12 protein-coding genes, 2 tRNA genes and 3 rRNA genes are annotated in these 19,808 nt (G+C 38.3%); 6 read left to right on the forward strand and 11 right to left on the reverse strand.

The genetic code is table 11. The annotated features are described in order from the left end of the window. Window positions 1-215: 215 nt before the first annotated feature. The 11 genes from T368_RS0108320 to T368_RS0108370 all read right to left on the reverse strand — a co-directional run bounded on the left by T368_RS0108320 (window position 216) and on the right by T368_RS0108370 (window position 11,858). Complete coding sequence (locus T368_RS0108320; RefSeq protein WP_027338428.1) at window positions 216-803, reverse strand: toxin-antitoxin system YwqK family antitoxin; 588 nt, start codon at window positions 801-803, stop codon at window positions 216-218. A 317-nt stretch (window positions 804-1,120) separates the two neighbouring features. Further along, window positions 1,121-2,833, reverse strand: coding sequence for an LTA synthase family protein (locus T368_RS0108325; RefSeq protein ID WP_004086508.1), 1,713 nt, complete (start codon window positions 2,831-2,833; stop codon window positions 1,121-1,123). A 92-nt stretch (window positions 2,834-2,925) separates the two neighbouring features. Continuing rightward, complete coding sequence (locus tag T368_RS0108330; RefSeq protein WP_004086509.1) at window positions 2,926-3,219, reverse strand: hypothetical protein; 294 nt, start codon at window positions 3,217-3,219, stop codon at window positions 2,926-2,928. Window positions 3,220-3,514: 295 nt separating this feature from the next. Then, window positions 3,515-3,889, reverse strand: a complete 375-nt coding sequence (gene atpC, locus T368_RS0108335; protein ID WP_004086510.1) for an ATP synthase F1 subunit epsilon — start codon at window positions 3,887-3,889, stop codon at window positions 3,515-3,517. 12 nt (window positions 3,890-3,901) lie between these two features. Then, window positions 3,902-5,311, reverse strand: a complete 1,410-nt coding sequence (gene atpD / locus T368_RS0108340; RefSeq protein WP_004086511.1) for a F0F1 ATP synthase subunit beta — start codon at window positions 5,309-5,311, stop codon at window positions 3,902-3,904. A 22-nt stretch (window positions 5,312-5,333) separates the two neighbouring features. Further along, window positions 5,334-6,239: an ATP synthase F1 subunit gamma gene (gene atpG / locus T368_RS0108345; RefSeq protein ID WP_004086518.1), complete on the reverse strand. Its 906-nt coding sequence runs from the start codon at window positions 6,237-6,239 to the stop codon at window positions 5,334-5,336. 12 nt (window positions 6,240-6,251) lie between these two features. Further along, a complete protein-coding gene (gene atpA / locus T368_RS0108350; protein ID WP_004086519.1) occupies window positions 6,252-7,769 on the reverse strand; it encodes a F0F1 ATP synthase subunit alpha in 1,518 nt (505 codons plus the stop codon). A gap of 13 nt (window positions 7,770-7,782) precedes the next feature. Further along, complete coding sequence (locus tag T368_RS0108355) at window positions 7,783-8,322, reverse strand: F0F1 ATP synthase subunit delta (protein WP_004086520.1); 540 nt, start codon at window positions 8,320-8,322, stop codon at window positions 7,783-7,785. Then, complete coding sequence (locus T368_RS0108360) at window positions 8,323-8,853, reverse strand: F0F1 ATP synthase subunit B family protein (protein WP_004086524.1); 531 nt, start codon at window positions 8,851-8,853, stop codon at window positions 8,323-8,325. 24 nt (window positions 8,854-8,877) lie between these two features. Beyond that, entirely contained in the window at window positions 8,878-9,303 is a 426-nt protein-coding gene (locus tag T368_RS0108365; protein ID WP_004086526.1) for a F0F1 ATP synthase subunit B family protein, read from the reverse strand. Between the two features lie 407 nt (window positions 9,304-9,710). Then, window positions 9,711-11,858 carry an ATP-dependent helicase gene (locus T368_RS0108370; protein WP_004086527.1) on the reverse strand — a complete coding sequence of 716 codons (2,148 nt, stop codon included), beginning with the start codon at window positions 11,856-11,858 and terminating at the stop codon, window positions 9,711-9,713. 963 nt (window positions 11,859-12,821) lie between these two features. Here T368_RS0108370 and T368_RS0108375 point away from each other — a divergent pair. The 6 genes from T368_RS0108375 to T368_RS0108400 form a co-directional block, all read left to right on the forward strand. Further along, window positions 12,822-14,499 (forward strand): 16S ribosomal RNA (locus tag T368_RS0108375). A gap of 244 nt (window positions 14,500-14,743) precedes the next feature. Next, a tRNA-Ile gene (locus tag T368_RS0108380) sits at window positions 14,744-14,820 on the forward strand. Between the two features lie 91 nt (window positions 14,821-14,911). Beyond that, window positions 14,912-14,987: transfer RNA gene (locus T368_RS0108385), tRNA-Ala, on the forward strand. Window positions 14,988-15,562: 575 nt separating this feature from the next. Next, window positions 15,563-18,608, forward strand: a 23S ribosomal RNA gene (locus tag T368_RS0108390). A 671-nt stretch (window positions 18,609-19,279) separates the two neighbouring features. Further along, window positions 19,280-19,395, forward strand: a 5S ribosomal RNA gene (gene rrf, locus T368_RS0108395). Together the 16S, 23S and 5S rRNA genes with 2 tRNA genes alongside form the textbook arrangement of a ribosomal RNA operon. A 134-nt stretch (window positions 19,396-19,529) precedes the next feature. Then, on the forward strand, window positions 19,530-19,808 hold a 279-nt coding region (locus T368_RS0108400), incomplete at its 3' end, for a LysE/ArgO family amino acid transporter (protein ID WP_004086529.1).

A 19,808-nucleotide genomic window follows, 5' to 3' on the forward strand; every position in this document is an offset into this window, starting at 1 on the left:
ACCGCTTATTTTATCCGCTTCGGTTTTGCATTCTTTTAGTATATCTGCATGTAAGATAGACAATGAAAACAAACCCATAAACACACACTTTAGTAACATAACTGCCCCTTTAAGTTAAGATAAAGATTCTGTATTTTACAAAAACTCTTTTAGATTAAAGCCATAAAGATTCTAAGATTAGAATCTAGCAAGTGTTAAGAGCTTTAAATCATAAATTATTTAGAATCACTCTCTTTAAGGCATATTTCTTTTAAATAGTTAATTGGTTCTTCAATGCTTTTGAGTCCACTAAGATCGTCTATTTCTTTGTCTGTTAAGACTTTATCATCAAAGCATTTGCCACTTATAATCTTGCCATTCTCGCCTTTAACTAAGGCTAGTAGTTTTCCATCTTCTGTGTAGAATCTCGTATCCCCATGCAACTTATCATTTAGAACTTTTACTCCTGCTTGTAAGCTGCCATTCTCATAATACTCTTTTAATATGCCCTCTATTTTGTCATTTTTAAGTGGTGCTTCCCGCCTAAGAAGCCCATTTTCATAATAGCCTTTGAGCATACCCTCTGCTTCCCCATTTTTATATGGCATTTCCAGTGCTAGATTCCCATTCTCATAATACCGCTTTTCTATGCCTTCTTTTTTGCCATTTTTATATGGTGTTTCTCTCCAAAGATTCACGCTTGAATCATATTCTTTTTCTACACAGCCGCTTATTTTGTCTGCGTGATTTTCGCATTCTTTTAGCATAGTTGTATCTACACTATGAAATGAAAGCAAACCCATTAACACACTTTTTAGCAACATATTTGTCCTTTAAAATTAAGATAAAGATTCTGTATTTTACAAAAACTATTTTAGATTAAAGCCTGAAAGATTCTAAGATTAGAATCTGGCTTTTTCTAAATCAGCATAAATTCTAAGAGAGATATTTTGCATACGCTCAAATTATGATAATCATTAGATTCTAATCCTATTGTGTTCCAAAGCCATAAAGGTGTAGATCTAACCACCAAATCTTAATGTAGATTCTAATAATATCATATAGATTAACTCATGAATTAGGGCTTCTATAACACAAACACAACTTTCTGCTTTTATAGAATCTTAGAAGAAAGATCTAATTATTTAGCATTATATATTCTCCATGATATGGAGTAATTAAAGAGTTCTCGATACAGATTCTCAAAGTCTTTATTATCTTGTAGCAAAAAGCTTTCATCTAATGCATGTAAGCCAAAAGCTTTTTTAGAATCTGTGTTTATCTCTTTATCTTTCCATAGATACCCAACCCCTGCTTGTGTGGGATAAATCCCATTATCATCAATCCATACTGATCTATTGAATCCAAACTCATATTGCTTCTTATCCACCTTACCTAGCATATTGCGACCACCCACACTCATATATATCGCATTTGATAGGCTCAAAGCATAGAGTGTAGGCAGTATGTCTTTGTGCGAACCTACACGAGATGGATTATAATGCAGGTTTATTTGATAGGCTTGTGGGATATAGATATAAAAAGGCACACTGAAGTTTAGGGCTTTATCGGTGCTTGGATTTGGTCCAAGATTTCTTAAGCGATGATCGCCTGTTGCACTTATAATTGTATTTTTTGCGAGATTTGATTGCTTGATTCTATCCATAAAATCCCCAAAGGCATTATTAGCATATTGATATAGTTTTATCGGTAATATGAGATTTTCTTGCTGTTTTTGTGTTAGTTTATCTGCTAATTCGCTAGGAAATGAAAGTGGCATAGGCGAAAAAGTGTGTGGTAAGAGATGGGGCGGATGATTGCTTGTAGTAAGGATAGCAACAAAGGTTGGCTTTTTGGCACTACTTAGAATCTCAAACGCAAGTCTATATACATACTCATCCGGCACACCCCATGAGTTAGAATCTTGTTTGCTTTCTGGATACTTCTCCATCAGTGTAAGGGCATCATAGACTTTATGCGCCCCTTGTGTCTTTGTATAATCTTCTAGTCCCTGCCACTGCCCATAGCCTGAAGTGATATAAAAGACTTCGTATCCAGAATCTGCATATATTGAGAATGGATTGTAGGGAAGCTTTATATTCTTATATGAACCAAGCGTGATTTGCTCATTTGGACTCTCAAAGAAAAGGGCTACAAATGATGGGGCTGTGCCATCTGCAGCACTCAAAAAGCGATAAAATACAAAATCACTCTCAAAATGCTTTCTTAAACTCCCAAGCAAATCATTTGTATCCTTTCTATCATGCACCAACGCATTTATACCAAAACTCTCCATGACATTTAAGACAACATGCGGTGGATTTTCTTTTAAAAAGGTGGAATTTGCTGTGGTGTGAAAAAGCGGGAAAAGTCTCTCTTGCAATTCCTTACCCCTTTCTATATTTGGCTCTCCAAAAGTCGCATTGTTTCTATAATCTTTTAGCGCCCATTCAAATGCCATAAGTGGATTTGTAGCGATATGATTAAAAATAGGTAATGTAGAAATATGAAAATTATCCGCTTTTATAGGGAAAGTCCCTAAAGTCCCACGCGCTGCGATGATAAGTAGAATAATTAAGCAAAAATGAATAGTCCCATAAATAAAAAGCTTGATAGCATTAAATGCGGTGTTTAATTTCTCTTTTATTGCATTGTATTTTAATGGAATCTTGTAGGCAAAAAACGTGATTATCCCGCACAGCAAAGACATTAAGATCCCCCACACAAGCGGATAGTCGTGCCACATAATAGAGAGAATAGCTAAAGTATCATCATCTTTTAATCCAAAAATGAAAATATCAATCTTATTGCCATAGGTTTGGAAGTAATAGAAATTTACAAAGGCTGCCACCATAAAAATAAAGCCAAGTAAAAATGCGTAAAATGAAAAGAAAAAGCGACTAAAAGAAGAGAAAAAAGAGTTTAAGGCTACGAATACTCTAGAGGTTACCCCCCCCCCCCGCTTAATTTCACAGATATTTTAAGAATAGATTCTATAACAAAAGCAATAAGTTTTAGTCCAACAAAAACAAGCATTGCAATGCCAATACTACGCATATCAAGCTTAAAGCCCATAATCCACATTGCATAAAAATCTTTATGTGTAAAGAGTTCTTCGGGGATAAAATGTGCCACCATAATAGCCCTAGCAGAAGAACAAATGATAAGCAAGATTGCAATAAATAATAATGTTTGAAAAAGTGTAGTGTAGCTTAGTGTTTTTGTAGTTGTGTTTGTCATGAAAATCCTTATAAATTAAATATGCGTGAGACTTGCAAGGCTTTTTATTGTTTGCAGATATAGGCATTTAGCGGAAAGCACTAAATTTAACCCTGCAAAATCTTTGTAGATTATGAGAGATGTTGGGTAAAATCTCTCTAATAGAATCCATGTTGCACTCAATATAACATTTATTAAAATCTAAAAGACTCTAGACTAAGAGAAATTTATAGGGAAAGATAAGAGACATAATCTTTTGATTGCACAAATGATTGTATGCTAGAGTGGTTAGCCAAAAGGATAGCCAACTACTACCTTACTTTGTCTCTTCAAGCTTACGCAATGCCCCAGCAATCATAGAAGTATCACTTGAAGCGTCTTCAAGCAGTTTTTTAGCTTGTTCTAGTGCCTTTGATAGCTTACTATCACCACCACGAACGCACACTGCACCATCGGCTAATACGCTTACTTTATTATTACTGATGGAAACATGCCCCCAGTTTATTGCTACAAGATCATGACTTGATTCTGAACGAATGTCAATCACGCCTGTTTGTAAAAGTGCTAACATATCGCAATGTCCGGGCAGAACGCCAAATTCGCCCTCTTTACCCGGCAAATAGACAGAATTTACCTTGCCATTAAAAATCTCACCATAAGGAGTAACAATATCGAGTTGAAAATCTTGCATGAATGCTCCTTATTATTTTGCTTGTTTCATATCCTCTGCTTTTTGAAGCACCTCTTGGATATTGCCAACCATATAAAACGCATTTTCTGGTATATGATCGTATTTTCCCTCTAAAATGCCTTTAAAGCCCTCAAGCGTTTCTTGTAAGCTTACATATTTGCCCGGACTGCCTGTAAATACTTCAGCAACAAAGAATGGTTGAGATAGGAATTTCTCAATCTTTCTTGCTCTCTCCACAGTTCGTTTATCTTCTTCTGATAGCTCATCCATACCAAGCAAGGCGATAATATCTTGCAAATCTTTATACTTTTGCAACACCTGTTGAATACCTGTTGCAATCTTATAATGCTCTTCGCCAACAACTTGTGGATCAAGGATTCTAGAGCTAGAATCAAGTGGATCCACAGCTGGATAAATACCCTTTTCAGCGATCTTTCTATTAAGAACAGTTTTAGCATCAAGGTGAGAGAAAACAGACGCAGGTGCTGGGTCAGTAAGGTCATCTGCTGGGACATAAACAGCCTGCACTGAAGTAATAGAGCCATTCTTTGTTGAAGTGATACGCTCTTGTAATTTACCCATTTCACTTGCAAGTGTAGGTTGATAACCAACCGCAGATGGAATCCTGCCTAAAAGAGCTGACATTTCCGCACCAGATTGTGCGTAACGGAAGATATTGTCGATAAACATCAACACATCAAGCCCTTTTTCATCTCTAAAGTATTCTGCCATTGTTAAACCTGTGAAAGCGATTCTATTTCTTGCGCCCGGTGGTTCATTCATCTGTCCGTAGCAAAGGGCGACTTTGTCTAAAACACCACTTTCTTTCATTTCATGGTAAAGGTCGTTCCCTTCCCTTGTTCTTTCGCCAACACCAGCAAATACAGAGTAACCACTATGCTTATACGCAACATTATGTATAAGCTCCATAATAACAACGGTTTTACCAACACCAGCACCACCAAATAGTCCAACTTTACCACCTTTTGAGTATGGGGCAAGCAAATCAACAACCTTAATGCCTGTTTCAAACATTTCTGTTTTTGTGCTTTGATTATCAAAGCTTGGAGAATCTCTGTGGATAGGCCATTTTACCGCCGCTTTAACCGGCTCACCATCATCAACAACTTCGCCAATAACATTAAAGATTCTACCTAATACTTCTTCGCCAACTGGGACTTCAATCATCGCGCCACGCGCTTTAACTTCTTGTCCTCTTGTAAGCCCTTCTGTCATATCCATAGCGATTGTTCTTACGACATTATCGCCCAAGTGTGCTGCTACTTCTAATACAAGCTGCTTTTCTTCAGAATCAAACTTGTAATTTACATCAAGTGCCTCATTAATTTCTGGCAAATAATTTTCAAACTCAACATCAACAACAGGTCCCATGACTTGTGTGATTTTACCTACTTTATTCATATTTAAAGCTCCTTTCACATATTTACTTCATGGCTTCTACGCCAGCATTAATCTCAACTAATTCTGTTGTAATCGCTTCTTGTCTCGCTTTATTATAGGAAATAGTCAGCGTTTTTACTAACTCAGTAGCATTATTTGTCGCCGCATCCATTGCTTGCATTCTTGCACTATGTTCTGCTGCTAGAGAATCTACAAGCGCATAATACATATTGTATTCTACATACTTTTTTGCTAACTCATCTAGAATCATATTTTCTTCATCTTCGGGCGAAATGTTTAAAACGCTAGACATCTCGCTATCTTGCTGCAAGGCGTCTTTATCTGGCACAAGTGGCAGTATTTTGACACTTTTTAGTTCTTGCGAAATAAGATTTTTGAATCCATTATGCACGATAATAACTTCATCGGTTTTACCTGCTAAGAAATCATCGACAACCGCACCAATAAAGCTACTTGATTTTTCATAATCCGGCGAAGCACTCAAATCCGCTACACTAGCTTCTAAAGGAATGTTGTTGAATGCAAAAAACGCATTACCCTTTTTGCCAACACAGCGAAATCTTACTCGTATCTTTTTCTTTTCATACTCATCTCTTAAGCGTAAAACTTCTTTCATGGTGATACTATTAAAGCCACCACACAAGCCTTTATCCGCAGTTACAAATACAATATCTACAATTTTTACATCATGAGATTCTGTATTGTTGAAGAATTTGCTATCAATATTTGTTAAACCACTTCGCTTAATACGCAACATCATGTCGTAAAAAACTTCATTTAACTTATCCGCAAATGCCCTAGCCCTTCTTGCCATCTCTTCAGCTTTTTTAAGCTTTGAGGTCGAGACTAGCTTCATAGCACGCGTAGTTTTCTTAGTGTTATTTACGCTTGATATTTTTTTCCTAATTTCTTTTAGTCCATTTGCCATAAGTATGCCTTATTAAATCGCAAAACTTGTTCTAAACTCACTTAATGCCTTGTTAAGCAAAGATTCTATCTCTTTATCTAGCGCTTTTTTAGAGCTTATATCTTCAAAAATGCTTGGATATTTTGCTTCAATAAATGGATAAAGCTGTCTTTCAAACTCAACAACCTTATTTGCAGGAATATCATCTAAGAATCCTTTCGCACCGGCATAAATGATAGTTACTTGTCGTTCAATTGGTAGCGGACTATATGGTCCCTGCTTTAAGACTTCCACCATTTTTTGCCCTCTCTCAAGCTGTCTTCTGCTTGACTCATCAAGGTCTGAAGCAAATTGTGCGAATGCTTGCAGCTCCCTAAATTGTGCAAGGTCAAGTCGTAATGTCCCGGCAACTTGTTTTGTTGCCTTAATCTGTGCAGCACCACCAACACGCGATACAGATAAACCAACATTGATCGCAGGGCGAATACCAGAGTTAAACAAATCTGTCTCAAGGAATATCTGTCCATCTGTAATTGAAATAACATTTGTAGGAATGTAGGCTGAAACATCGCCTGCTTGTGTTTCAATGATAGGTAATGCAGTCAAAGATCCAGCACCAAGCTCATCACTCAATTTAGCCGCACGCTCAAGCAAACGAGAGTGGATGTAGAAAACATCACCCGGAAAAGCTTCTCTTCCCGGAGGTCTTCTTAGAATAAGGCTCATTTCACGATAAGCAACAGCATGTTTTGTAAGATCATCATAGATAATAAGTGCATGTTTGCCATTATCTCTAAAATACTCCCCGATTGTAACACCAGAGTAAGGTGCAAGATATTGCATAGCTGCACTTGAACTCGCAGAAGCATTCACTACAACCGTGTATTCCATAGCACCATGTTCTTCAAGCTTACGCACAACTTGTGCCACAGTAGATTCTTTTTGTCCTATGGCAACATAGATACAATAAACACCTTGCCCTTTTTGATTAATAATCGCATCGATAGCAACGGTCGTTTTCCCAGTTTGTCTATCGCCAATGATAAGTTCTCTTTGTCCCCTGCCGATAGGCACAAGTGCATCGATAGCTTTAATACCTGTTTGCAATGGCTCATGCACACTTTTTCGCTGCATGATGCCGGGAGCTTTTTGCTCGATAAAACGATATTCGTTTGATTCTATCGCACCTTTGCCATCAAGTGGCTCACCAACGGTATTTACAACGCGACCTATCACGCTTTCTCCAACTGGAATCTTCATAAGTCGATTTAGTCGCTTAACAGTTGTGCCTTCTTTAATACCTTTTCCATTACCAAGCACAACAACACCAACACTGCCTTCTTCAAGGTTAAGTGCTAGTCCCTTTTCACCTGTATCAAACTCAATCATTTCATACGACATAACATCATTTAAGCCATACACCTTAGCAACACCATCAGCGTAACTCGTAACCTTGCCAACTTGACTAATATCAACCTGTAGGTCAAACTGCTCAATCTTTTCGCGGATAATAGAGCTTATTTCTTCGGGTTTTAATTTTGCGGTAACCATGTGTCTCCTTCTATTAGATTGCTTTTAAAATAAAGTCTTGTAATTCTTGTGTGAATTTATGTTTTAAGAACGCAACTTCAATGCCCAACTCCGTAACCTCAAGCTTAATGCCATCTAGAGTAGGATCAATGCTTTGGGTAACTTTTAGTGTCGTGCCTAGTTTCCTGCCAAGCTTATCCTGAATGTTGAGCAGAGAATCTTGACCTAATTCTTGTTTCACATAAAGTGTAGCTTGATAGACATTAAGGCGACTATCAATAATTTTTTTAAGCTCAAGTGCCACAAAAGGTAGCAAATAGATTCTGTCGTTTTTAACAAGAATTGTTAAAAGCTTTTCAGCATAAGAGTTCGCTGTAATATCAACGAGAGACTTTAGAAATGCAAGCTTACTTGTGTTGTCAATAATGGGCGACATGACAATATCTCTAAACTTACTTACAGCAAACATTTTATTTATTTCTGCATATATGCTATACACCTGCGTAATATTTTCGGCATTGCAAACACTAGCTAATGCTTTGGCATATTTTTTTGCTATAACATGTTCTTGCATTTACACCACCTTCTTTTCTAAGATTCCAACATAATCTTTGGATTCAAGTTTTAGGGCTTGGCTTACAAATGCTTCCTGTAAGATCTCTGCAACAAGCTGCTTTTGTAGCATTTTTTCTTGAAATTCCATTGCTTCTTCATTCGCTTTTAATAGATTTGCAATTTGTTCTTTTGTTTTCTCTTCAATACGCAACACAGACGCATTTGCTTCTTTTTTGGCAGTAGCAATTATTTCTGCCGCTTGCTCTTTTGCTTCTTTCAATCGCTGTTGTGCTTTTTCTTTCTTTGCTCTTATCTCATTTACTTTTTCTTGTGTCTGTGAAAGCTTATTTGCGATGCCTTTTGTGCGTTCTTGCAACATGGACTTAAGCCTATCTGCAAGTAAATACCACATTAACGCCACAAAAATAACAAAGTTTATCAATCTTTCTATAATGTCAGTTTTTGAAATATCCATCACATGGGCTTCGCCACTTGCATAGGATATGCTACATAGCACAAAGCACATGAAAGCCATATATATGTATCGCATAATTATCCCTTTATATCACTAACTTTAAATATGTTTAATCTTTGCAGCAAGTAAAGATTCTATATCGCCTATATTTGCACGCAATTCATTTTTCATAGAATCCCTGCTTTCCTGCAATTTTGCCATGAAAGCATCCATTTTCTCTCGGTTTTCATTTTGCATACGCTCTATTTTTGCACCTGCACTCTTTTTCGCCTCTTCAACTTGCTCTTCCTTAGCTGTAAAAGCCTGTGTCTTCGCATGAGATAAAATCTCATGAATCTCGTTTTCTATGCGTTGAAGTTCATTATCTTCACGCGTTACAAGCTCTAAATCACTTGTAACTTTCTGTTCTCTTTGGTCCATATAGGCAAAAAGTGGCTGGAATACAAACTTATTGAGCATAAACATTGTAACCATAAACACTATAAACACGACAAGCATGACCTGTGGATTTGGCATAATTTCCATATTTTTCCCTTTTTACTTGTTTGCTTGGCAACTTTGCGATTATATTTTAAAAAACTAAGTCGCTATTGTAGCAAATTTCTAGCTAAGTTACAATACTAAAAGCTTAAAAAACGCATAATTTGAAAATAAAATTGCAAAAAATTGTAAGTTTAGGGTATAAAATAAACAAAATTTATACTTATATGGAATCCATAAAGAAGTGCGAATAATATCTTATGGAATCTGGAATCGCATGTATAAGCTATGCTTGCAATATTAGAATCTTGTTATGTTGAGGGCTAAATAAAAATCTTTTTTTAAATCTCTGCTAAAAGTTTTGCTATGCTACTATACCTAGCATTATATAATTACTGAAATCTAGGCTCCAAATTACTAGCAATCGCTCAATCGCTTCAAACAAACCTGCTTTATGCTTTTGTGAGAAAAGATATAAGGATATTTCTCTTTGTGCCGCCAAAATTTACCATAGCAGTTGAGTTGTCGCCTAGCTCCCTTACAGATTCTATCCTGCCAAAGCCAAAGATTTTATGCTGGACACAATCACCGCGTTTTAGCCCCGCTACGCATGTATCACTTTCTTCATCTGCTTTATTACTATTTAATCTTGCGTTTTGCTTTGATACCACACCAGATTCTACTAAAAATTGTGATGGCTCAAACTCTCTATATCTGCCATGATGCATTCTCTCTTTTGCATAGCTTAGTGTAAGCGTGTCTTTTGCACGAGTAAAGGCTACATAGGCAAGTCTTCGTTCTTCATTAAGATTTTGTGTGTTTTTATCAACAGAATCTATACTTATTTCATAAAAATTCATTAATGGAAATAAGCCTTGCTCCATGCCGATAACAAATACATGCTTAAACTCTAACCCCTTACTATTATGCACACTCATGCAAAGCACATTGTGAGAATCTTCCATATCGCTACTAGAACTTAGTGCTATATCATTGAGAAATGCTTGTATTATCTCTTCATTACTAGCGTAATCCCCGCCCCTCTCACATTCTATAAAATCTAGCAAAGTCGCAAATAACTCGTCCATATTTTTCCTGCGATCCTCATTGCTTTCAGAATCTTTTGTTGGTATATCATCTGCATAAAGTTTTATTTTGGTTTTAAAAAAATGCGGTATTTCGCTTGGATTAAGTTGTAAGCATTCTCTTAAAGATTCTATTAATGTAAAAAACTCGCTTAGCTTTGCATGGCATTTAAGTGAAGATAATCCCCCTTGTTTCCATGCGACATATATGCTTGTGTATTGCGTACTTGCGGCTATTATATTTTCAAATGTCTTTTCGCCGATACTTCTCTTTGGTTGATTGATAATTCGCTCAAGTGAAAAGTTATCATCAAGGTTTAGGGCTAAACGCAAATAGGCAAGCACATCTTTAATCTCTTGCCTATCATAAAATCGTATAACGCCTACCATTTTGAATGGAATCTTAGCGCGATTAAAGCATTCTTCTACATTTCTTGCAAGTGCGTTTAAGCGGAATAATATCGCAATGTCATTATAGCTCTCGCCCTGTGCTATGAGTGTCTGTATAGATTCTATAATCTGTTTCATCTCGGCTTTGTCATCATGGCTTTTTATATATTGGACTTTTTTGCCATTATGCCTTGTTGCTTTTAGAATCTTATCATATCGTGTTGTGTTGTGTGATATAAGATTATTTGCGATTGTTAGAATCTCTTCTGTGCTGCGATAGTTTTGCTCTAGCTTTACTATCTTTGTATTTTCAAATTGGATATCAAAGTCTAGGATATTTTCGATATTTGCACCACGCCAACTATAAATACTTTGGTCATCATCGCCTACTACACAAAGATTCTCATGTGTGGCACATAGAAGTTTTAAAAGACTTGCTTGCAGGTTGTTTGTATCTTGATATTCATCTACCATGATATATTGATATTTATTGCTTATTTGTGTGCGTAAAGTTTCATTTTCATATAAGATTCTATAAGGTAAGAGTAATAAGTCATCAAAATCTACAAGGTTATTTGCGTAAAGATAGTCTTCATATTTTTGATAAATCTTTGCGACTTGTGCATCTATCATGCTTGGACTTTGTTTTGCAATATCTGGCAATATGGCGTTATTTTTATAATCAGATATAGCACTTGAGAGTGTTGCGGGGGTTAATTCCTTTGCGATATTTTTGCTATTTTTCTTTATATTTCGTATTATCTTTCGCTTATCATCTTCATCTATGACATTAAACATAGAATTACGTGAAAGTAAATGAATGTAGCGTTGTAAGAAAAGCAATCCAAATTTATGAAAGGTGCAAAGCAAGGGGGTATTTATCATAGGAATACTCATTGATTCTATAAGCTTTAATGCTCTCTCTCGCATTTCTCTTGCGGCTTTATTTGTGAATGTTAATGTTAATGTGTTTTGTGCGGGGATACCTATACTTAAGAGATAGGCAAGTCTTGTTGTTAGCGTTTTGGTTTTGCCGCTTCCAGCCCCAGCAAGTATAAGCAAGGCATTATCTACATGGATGGCGGCTTCTTTCTGTGCGGCATTGAGTGATTCTAAAATATCCATAATTATTCCTTATTTTTATTTGATTTGTGTTTGCATGATTCTGAATGTAATTATAGACTATATTATAAGTGTTAGGGATATTGTTTTGCTGTATTGCTTTTTGTTTGTGTAAAAGCATGTCGTTGCTATCACCCATATTTATACAATGTAATTTTAATTTACATGATAGTCATTAGAATTGCCTTAAAAAATCCCCCCTAAAAAACAAACTCTAAAAAAAATCAAAAACTTTTTTAAATTTAAGCTTTATTTAAGCTTTGTTAGCATATAATTCTGTTTCTCAAGTTTGCAGAAAGCAAATTAAAGATTTACAAGATGTAAATATACCGAATATTATAGCATTTTTTCATTAAAATCAGTAATATTTTTATCAAACTCTTTTTGTCCTTTTAGATTTTAGAGTTTTTATATTTTGTTTCACTTTTTTGTGTTTTTGTTAATACTTGCGTTATTTGACTTTGGAAATTTTGATATTTTTAAAGCAATGATCTTTGACAACTAAGCAAGATTTGATTGTGATATTGTAGCTAGATTGTTTAAAGTTAATATCTTAGTTTTGTAAAATTATTATGAAATTTGAATATTGCTTTTTGCTATGTCTTAAATGCTTCAATTTTATTTTAACAACCAAGTCTTTAAATTGTTAATCTATACAACTCGACTATAACTGATTTATTATGTTTTGCTTTAGTCTTTGTAAGAGAGTAGGGCAGGGCATAGTAAGTTTTAGTCTTTGTGAAACATTTTAGAGATTAGGACAAATTCTTTAAATAATAATCTTTAATGTTATGGCATTTTGTATGTAACTTATGTTAAATATGAAATGTTGTTTGATATTGAGATTATTTGTGAAGATTCTAACTGATATATTTTAAGCTATATGTTTATTGTGTATTTTGTTGGGTTTTCATTATTATGGAGAGTTTGCTACTATTGATTTGATAGATACAAACTTCCATGATTCTTATGGAGAGTTTGATCCTGGCTCAGAGTGAACGCTGGCGGCGTGCCTAATACATGCAAGTCGAACGATGAAGCTTCTAGCTTGCTAGAAGTGGATTAGTGGCGCACGGGTGAGTAATGCATAGGTTATGTGCCCTTTAGTCTGGGATAGCCACTGGAAACGGTGATTAATACTGGATACTCCCTACGGGGGAAAGGGGCTTTCAATAAAGAATTTCTCTTTTTAGTGCTTTGTGTTGTTGGCACAAAATTCTAGTATTTGGAATGAGAAATTGATGTTGTGAAGCAATTTGTGCGGAGACTAGACTTAGTGTCTGTCGCACAAGCAAATTGCGAACTCATCGATTTATCGTCCAAAGACGAATTTTTTATTGAAAGCCTTCGCTAAAGGATCAGCCTATGTCCTATCAGCTTGTTGGTGAGGTAATGGCTCACCAAGGCTATGACGGGTATCCGGCCTGAGAGGGTGATCGGACACACTGGAACTGAGACACGGTCCAGACTCCTACGGGAGGCAGCAGTAGGGAATATTGCTCAATGGGGGAAACCCTGAAGCAGCAACGCCGCGTGGAGGATGAAGGTTTTAGGATTGTAAACTCCTTTTGTAAGAGAAGATTATGACGGTATCTTACGAATAAGCACCGGCTAACTCCGTGCCAGCAGCCGCGGTAATACGGAGGGTGCAAGCGTTACTCGGAATCACTGGGCGTAAAGAGCGCGTAGGCGGGAGAGTAAGTCAGATGTGAAATCCTGTAGCTTAACTACAGAACTGCATTTGAAACTACTTTTCTAGAGTATGGGAGAGGTAGGTGGAATTCTTGGTGTAGGGGTAAAATCCGTAGAGATCAAGAGGAATACTCATTGCGAAGGCGACCTGCTGGAACATTACTGACGCTGATGCGCGAAAGCGTGGGGAGCAAACAGGATTAGATACCCTGGTAGTCCACGCCCTAAACGATGAATGCTAGTTGTTGCCCTGCTTGTCAGGGCAGTAATGCAGCTAACGCATTAAGCATTCCGCCTGGGGAGTACGGTCGCAAGATTAAAACTCAAAGGAATAGACGGGGACCCGCACAAGCGGTGGAGCATGTGGTTTAATTCGAAGATACGCGAAGAACCTTACCTAGGCTTGACATTGATAGAATCCGCTAGAGATAGTGGAGTGCTGGCTTGCCAGAGCTTGAAAACAGGTGCTGCACGGCTGTCGTCAGCTCGTGTCGTGAGATGTTGGGTTAAGTCCCGCAACGAGCGCAACCCTCGTCCTTAGTTGCTAGCAGTTCGGCTGAGCACTCTAAGGAGACTGCCTTCGTAAGGAGGAGGAAGGTGAGGACGACGTCAAGTCATCATGGCCCTTACGCCTAGGGCTACACACGTGCTACAATGGGACATACAAAAAGATGCAATACCGCGAGGTGGAGCAAATCTCTAAAATGTCTCTCAGTTCGGATTGTAGTCTGCAACTCGACTACATAAAGCTGGAATCGCTAGTAATCGTGAATCAGCAATGTCACGGTGAATACGTTCCCGGGTCTTGTACTCACCGCCCGTCACACCATGGGAGTTGTATTCGCCTTAAGTCGGGATACTAAATTGGTTACCGCCCACGGCGGATGCAGCGACTGGGGTGAAGTCGTAACAAGGTAACCGTAGGTGAACCTGCGGTTGGATCACCTCCTTTCTAGAGATATGTTAAGATATTTGTTTATCTTAATCATTATGAAGTTGTTTAGATATAGTTGCTATATAGTCTATAAATTATGTCTTTTTATAGTTGTATGCTATGTGGTAGTGATAGTTTGGCTATGATATTGCATCTTGCTTAGTTTTCAGAGATTATTTGCGTATTTTATAAATATTAAATATTGAAATCGAATTTATGTCATATTTTGCTATTGCTTTTAACTAGCTTTCTCTTTAGTAAAGGGCTTATAGCTCAGGTGGTTAGAGCGCACCCCTGATAAGGGTGAGGTCGGAGGTTCAAGTCCTCCTAAGCCCACCATAAATTGTTCTTTTTAATGCTTTGTAGAGTGTTAGAAAATAACTAAAGTTGAATATGGAAACTAGATTCTAGTTTTACTATCATCGTTAGGGGGGAATTAGCTCAGCTGGGAGAGCGCCTGCTTTGCACGCAGGAGGTCAGCGGTTCGATCCCGCTATTCTCCACCATTTTGAGAATAGTCTCTAGGTATGCTATATAAATGAGTAATGCAATAATATGATTTAAAAGAGAGTATATAAGTTTATTATAAATAATATAAAAAATGATTTGATATGTTGAATACACATAGCATAGGTTTTAATTATATGAAGCTTGTAGATATGTGTGAGAGATATATGAAGTCTAATGCAAGGTTTTAGTCCTTCTTTATCTGAAGAAAGCTTTGCATTAGACTTTAGTCTAAATGTTATTTGAAATTTTATTGTTAATAGCCTAAATAGTAATTAACTACAATTACGCGACATACTTGTCTTATTGAGGTAGGGTTTATTGAAGCTATACAATGTAATGTGTTAGAGCTTGTGAGAGTAGATTCTATGAAGAATAGAATCTAGGCTAGGGTTTGTTCTAATGTAAAGCAAAGTATGGGTTGTGGAATTATCTTTAGGCAGTTTCGTGGGTTGTGCAGATAAATGTGCGGAGACTAACCTGAAGGTTGTCCACAAATATCTAGCAAACTCCCGCGAAACTGACAAAGAGAAACCACAAGAATCTTGCATTCAATAAGGCAGTATCCTTAGAAGTAAAAGCTTTTAAGGGCAGATGGTGGATGCCTTGGGTGATAGAGGCGATGAAGGACGTACTAAGCTGCGATAAGCTATGGGGAGCTGCTAAGAAGCTTTGATCCATAGATTTCCGAATGGGGCAACCCAGCTAGTAGAGATACTAGTTATGTAGGCAACAGAGAGTAGAGATTGACAAATGGCGAAATATTTTAGATGAGAAATTAATGTTGTGAAGCAATTTGTGCGGAGACTAGACTTAGTGTCTGTCGCACAAACAAATTGTGAACTCATTAATTTATCGCCAAAAGATAAGCCAAGTTTCTATTGTCTGTTGCCTACAGGCGAACCTAGCGAAGTGAAACATCTCAGTAGCTAGAGGAAAAGAAATCAAACGAGATTCTCCTAGTAGCGGCGAGCGAACGGGGAAAAGGGCAAACCAGTAGCTTGCTACTGGGGTTGAGGACTGCAATATCCACTTGAATAATGTAGCAGAAGTGTTTGGAAAAACACATCATAGAGGGTGATAGTCCCGTATGCGAAATATTATTCATAGGTAGCAGGATCCAGAGTAGGCCAGGACACGTGAAATCCGGGCTGAAGCCGGGGAGACCACTCTCCAACCCTAAATACTACTATCACACCGATAGCGAACAAGTACCGTGAGGGAAAGGTGAAAAGAACCGCAGTGAGCGGAGTGAAATAGAACCTGAAACCATCTGCCTACAATCATTCGGAGCCCTATGATTTATCAGGGTGACGGACTGCCTTTTGCATAATGATCCTGCGAGTTGTGGTATCTGGCAAGGTTAAGCACACGCGAAGCCGTAGCGAAAGCGAGTCTGAAAGGGCGTTTAGTCAGATGCTGCAGACCCGAAGCCAAGTGATCTATCCATGGCCAAGTTGAAGCGAGTGTAATAGCTCGTGGAGGACTGAACTCGTACCCATTGAAACGGGTTGGGATGAGCTGTGGATAGGGGTGAAAGGCCAAACAAACTTGGTGATAGCTGGTTCTCTTCGAAATATATTTAGGTATAGCCTCAAGTGATAGTAATAGGGGGTAGAGCTCTGATTGGGCTAGGGCTGCTCACCGCGGTACCAACCCCTGTCAAACTGCAAATACCTATTACCGTATCTTGGGAGTCAGGCGGTGGGTGATAAAATCAATCGTCAAAAGGGGAACAACCCAGACTACCAACTAAGGTCCCAAAGTTCTATTCTAAGTGGAAAATGATGTGAAGTTACTCAGACAACCAGGAGGTTGGCTTAGAAGCAGCCATCCTTTAAAGAAAGCGTAACAGCTCACTGGTCTAGTGATTTTGCGCAGAAAATATAACGGGGCTAAGATAGACACCGAAGTTGTAGATTGTGCTGATGCACAGTGGTAGAAGAGCGTTCGTATCAGCGTTGAAGGCATACCGGTAAGGAGTGCTGGAGCGATGCGAAGTGAGCATGCAGGAATGAGTAGCGATAAAAGTGGTGAGAATCCACTTCGCCGAAAGTCTAAGGTTTCCTACGCGATGCTCGTCATCGTAGGGTTAGTCGGGTCCTAAGACAAGTCAGAAATGGGTAGTCGATGGAAAATGGGTTAATATTCCCATACCAACATTAGTGTGCGATGGGGGGACGCATAGGGCTAAGTAGCGTTAGCTGATGGAAGTGCTAATTTAAAAGCGTAGATTGAGAGATAGGTAAATCCGCTCTTGTATTCGAAACTTGAATAGCTTGTTGCGATCTTCGGATCAAGATGAGTGCTACTGACGCCGTCGTGCCAAGAAAAGCCTCTAAGTTTAGCTAATGTTGCCCGTACCGCAAACCGACACAGGTAGATGAGATGAGTATTCTAAGGCGCGTGAAAGAACTCTGGTTAAGGAACTCTGCAAACTAGCACCGTAAGTTCGCGATAAGGTGTGCCTAAGCAATTAGGTCTCAGCAAAGAGTCCCTCCCGACTGTTTACCAAAAACACAGCACTTTGCAAACTCGTAAGAGGAAGTATAAGGTGTGACGCCTGCCCGGTGCTCGAAGGTTAAGAGGATTCGTTAGCAGCAATGCGAAGCGTTGAATTGAAGCCCGAGTAAACGGCGGCCGTAACTATAACGGTCCTAAGGTAGCGAAATTCCTTGTCGGTTAAATACCGACCTGCATGAATGGCGTAACGAGATGGGAGCTGTCTCAACCAGGGATTCAGTGAAATTGTAGTGGAGGTGAAAATTCCTCCTACCCGCGGCAAGACGGAGAGACCCCGTGGACCTTTACTGCAGCTTGGCACTGCCGATGGGAGCATTATGCGCAGGATAGGTGGGAGGCTTTGAAGTCTTCACTCTGGTGGAGATGGAGCCATCGTTGAGATACCACCCTTAATGTTTCTGTCTGCTAACTAGCTTGAGTTATCCTCAAGTAGGACAATGCCTGGTGGGTAGTTTGACTGGGGCGGTCGCCTCCTAAAAAGTAACGGAGGCTTGCAAAGGTTGGCTCATTGCGGTTGGAAATCGCAAGAAGAGTGTAATGGCATAAGCCAGCCTGACTGTAAGACAAACAAGTCAAGCAGAGACGAAAGTCGGTCATAGTGATCCGGTGATTCTGTGTGGAAGGGTCATCGCTCAAAGGATAAAAGGTACCCCGGGGATAACAGGCTGATCTCCCCCAAGAGCTCACATCGACGGGGAGGTTTGGCACCTCGATGTCGGCTCATCGCATCCTGGGGCTGGAGCAGGTCCCAAGGGTATGGCTGTTCGCCATTTAAAGCGGTACGCGAGCTGGGTTCAGAACGTCGTGAGACAGTTCGGTCCCTATCTGCCGTGGGCGTAGGAAAGTTGAGGAGAGCTGTCCCTAGTACGAGAGGACCGGGATGGACACGCCACTGGTGTAAGAGTTGTTCTGCCAAGAGCATCGCTCTGTAGCTACGCGTGGATGTGATAACCGCTGAAAGCATCTAAGCGGGAAGCCAACTCCAAGATTAACTTTCCCTGAAGGTCGCAGCAAGACTAGCTGCTTGATAGGGTAGGTGTGTAAGCATAGTAATATGTTCAGCTGACTACTACTAATAGACCGTTTGGCTTTTTATATAAGGATTACTGCCTTATTGAGTGCAAGATTCTAAAGGCTTATTGTTTAAGTTTAATTATTCAAGTTTATATGCGAGTTTATATATAGGTATAGATTTAGAATAAGAAGCTTAGATATAGAATCTGCTTTGATAAGAGAGAAGTGTAATTGAGAAGCGTAATTGAATAGTGAGTTACTAAATACAAAAGAATAACATTGAGGCTTTATGTATTGTATAGATTCTTAGTCGTTGTGGTAGCATATGTTTTTATGCTAATGTAATGATATTAGAAAATGCAGTAGTGTAAGCAGTGTAAAATCACTTGTATGGCTATTAACACCATTTACCCTATAAGGAAAATGGAAATAAGGACAAAAGAAAAGTTTCTTTAAGAGTTTTAAGCTATGTAGAAAATGCTTTTAAATGCTTGGTTGTAGAATCTTAGTCAGTGTGGGTTGAGATTCTAGCTTGAGCGTTTAGTTTAGTATTCATCTCTTTTTTGTTTGTTTCTATGAAGTTTGACTTTGATTGAGCTTAATTTAAAGATAGGTTTAAGGCAGATTCAAATATAAGAACAAACATAGCATAGATAGAGCTTGGAGCTTGTGTAAGTTTTTAGGGCTATCAAGCTTTACTTTTTTAAATTGTAGAGCTTTAGCTTATTGGTTGATTTGTCTTTATTTCCCTTTTCCTTGTGTCTATAGAGAGAAGGCAACACCCAGCTCCATTCCGAACCTGGCAGTTAAGCTTCTCTTCGCCGATGATACTGCACCTTTCAGGTGTGGGAATGTAGGTCGATGCAGGGATAGGGAAATTTTAAATTCTTCTTATAATTATTTTTTTTAGCTACTTTTTTATTTTCTTTTTTTGGATTTTTTTGTTGTTATGTTTGCCTTTCAATGTATTTGTAATAAAATGATAGAATTAATAGGGTAGGTTTATGGGGATTTTCCTAAAAGGTTTTCTTTTATCTCTTTCGCTTATTGTTGCTATTGGGGCACAAAACGCTTTTATTATTAAGCAGGGCATAACTCGTAACTATGTTTTTGTGGTGAGTGGAATCTGCTTTATCTGCGATGTGATTCTAATGGGACTTGGGATTTTTGGGGTAGGGGAGTTTTTAGCGAAAAATAAAGTTTTAAACTTGCTTATCGCATCTGCTGGGATTTTATTTGTTGTGTATTATGGCTTTATTTCTTTAAAATCCGCATTTTTTCAA

Origin of the sequence: Helicobacter bilis ATCC 51630 (genome assembly GCF_000686565.1) — a bacterium.
Taxonomy (GTDB): Bacteria; Campylobacterota; Campylobacteria; order Campylobacterales; family Helicobacteraceae; genus Helicobacter_A; species Helicobacter_A bilis.

Coding starts and splice junctions, on each gene's coding strand:
- T368_RS0108320 (WP_027338428.1), bottom strand. CDS start 803: ATGTTGCTAAAAAGTGTGTTAATGGGTTTGCTTTCATTTCATAGTGTA.
- T368_RS0108325 (WP_004086508.1), bottom strand. CDS start 2,833: ATGGTGGCAGCCTTTGTAAATTTCTATTACTTCCAAACCTATGGCAAT.
- T368_RS0108330 (WP_004086509.1), bottom strand. CDS start 3,219: ATGACAAACACAACTACAAAAACACTAAGCTACACTACACTTTTTCAA.
- atpC (WP_004086510.1), bottom strand. CDS start 3,889: ATGCAAGATTTTCAACTCGATATTGTTACTCCTTATGGTGAGATTTTT.
- atpD (WP_004086511.1), bottom strand. CDS start 5,311: ATGAATAAAGTAGGTAAAATCACACAAGTCATGGGACCTGTTGTTGAT.
- atpG (WP_004086518.1), bottom strand. CDS start 6,239: ATGGCAAATGGACTAAAAGAAATTAGGAAAAAAATATCAAGCGTAAAT.
- atpA (WP_004086519.1), bottom strand. CDS start 7,769: ATGGTTACCGCAAAATTAAAACCCGAAGAAATAAGCTCTATTATCCGC.
- T368_RS0108355 (WP_004086520.1), bottom strand. CDS start 8,322: ATGCAAGAACATGTTATAGCAAAAAAATATGCCAAAGCATTAGCTAGT.
- T368_RS0108360 (WP_004086524.1), bottom strand. CDS start 8,853: ATGCGATACATATATATGGCTTTCATGTGCTTTGTGCTATGTAGCATA.
- T368_RS0108365 (WP_004086526.1), bottom strand. CDS start 9,303: ATGGAAATTATGCCAAATCCACAGGTCATGCTTGTCGTGTTTATAGTG.
- T368_RS0108370 (WP_004086527.1), bottom strand. CDS start 11,858: ATGGATATTTTAGAATCACTCAATGCCGCACAGAAAGAAGCCGCCATC.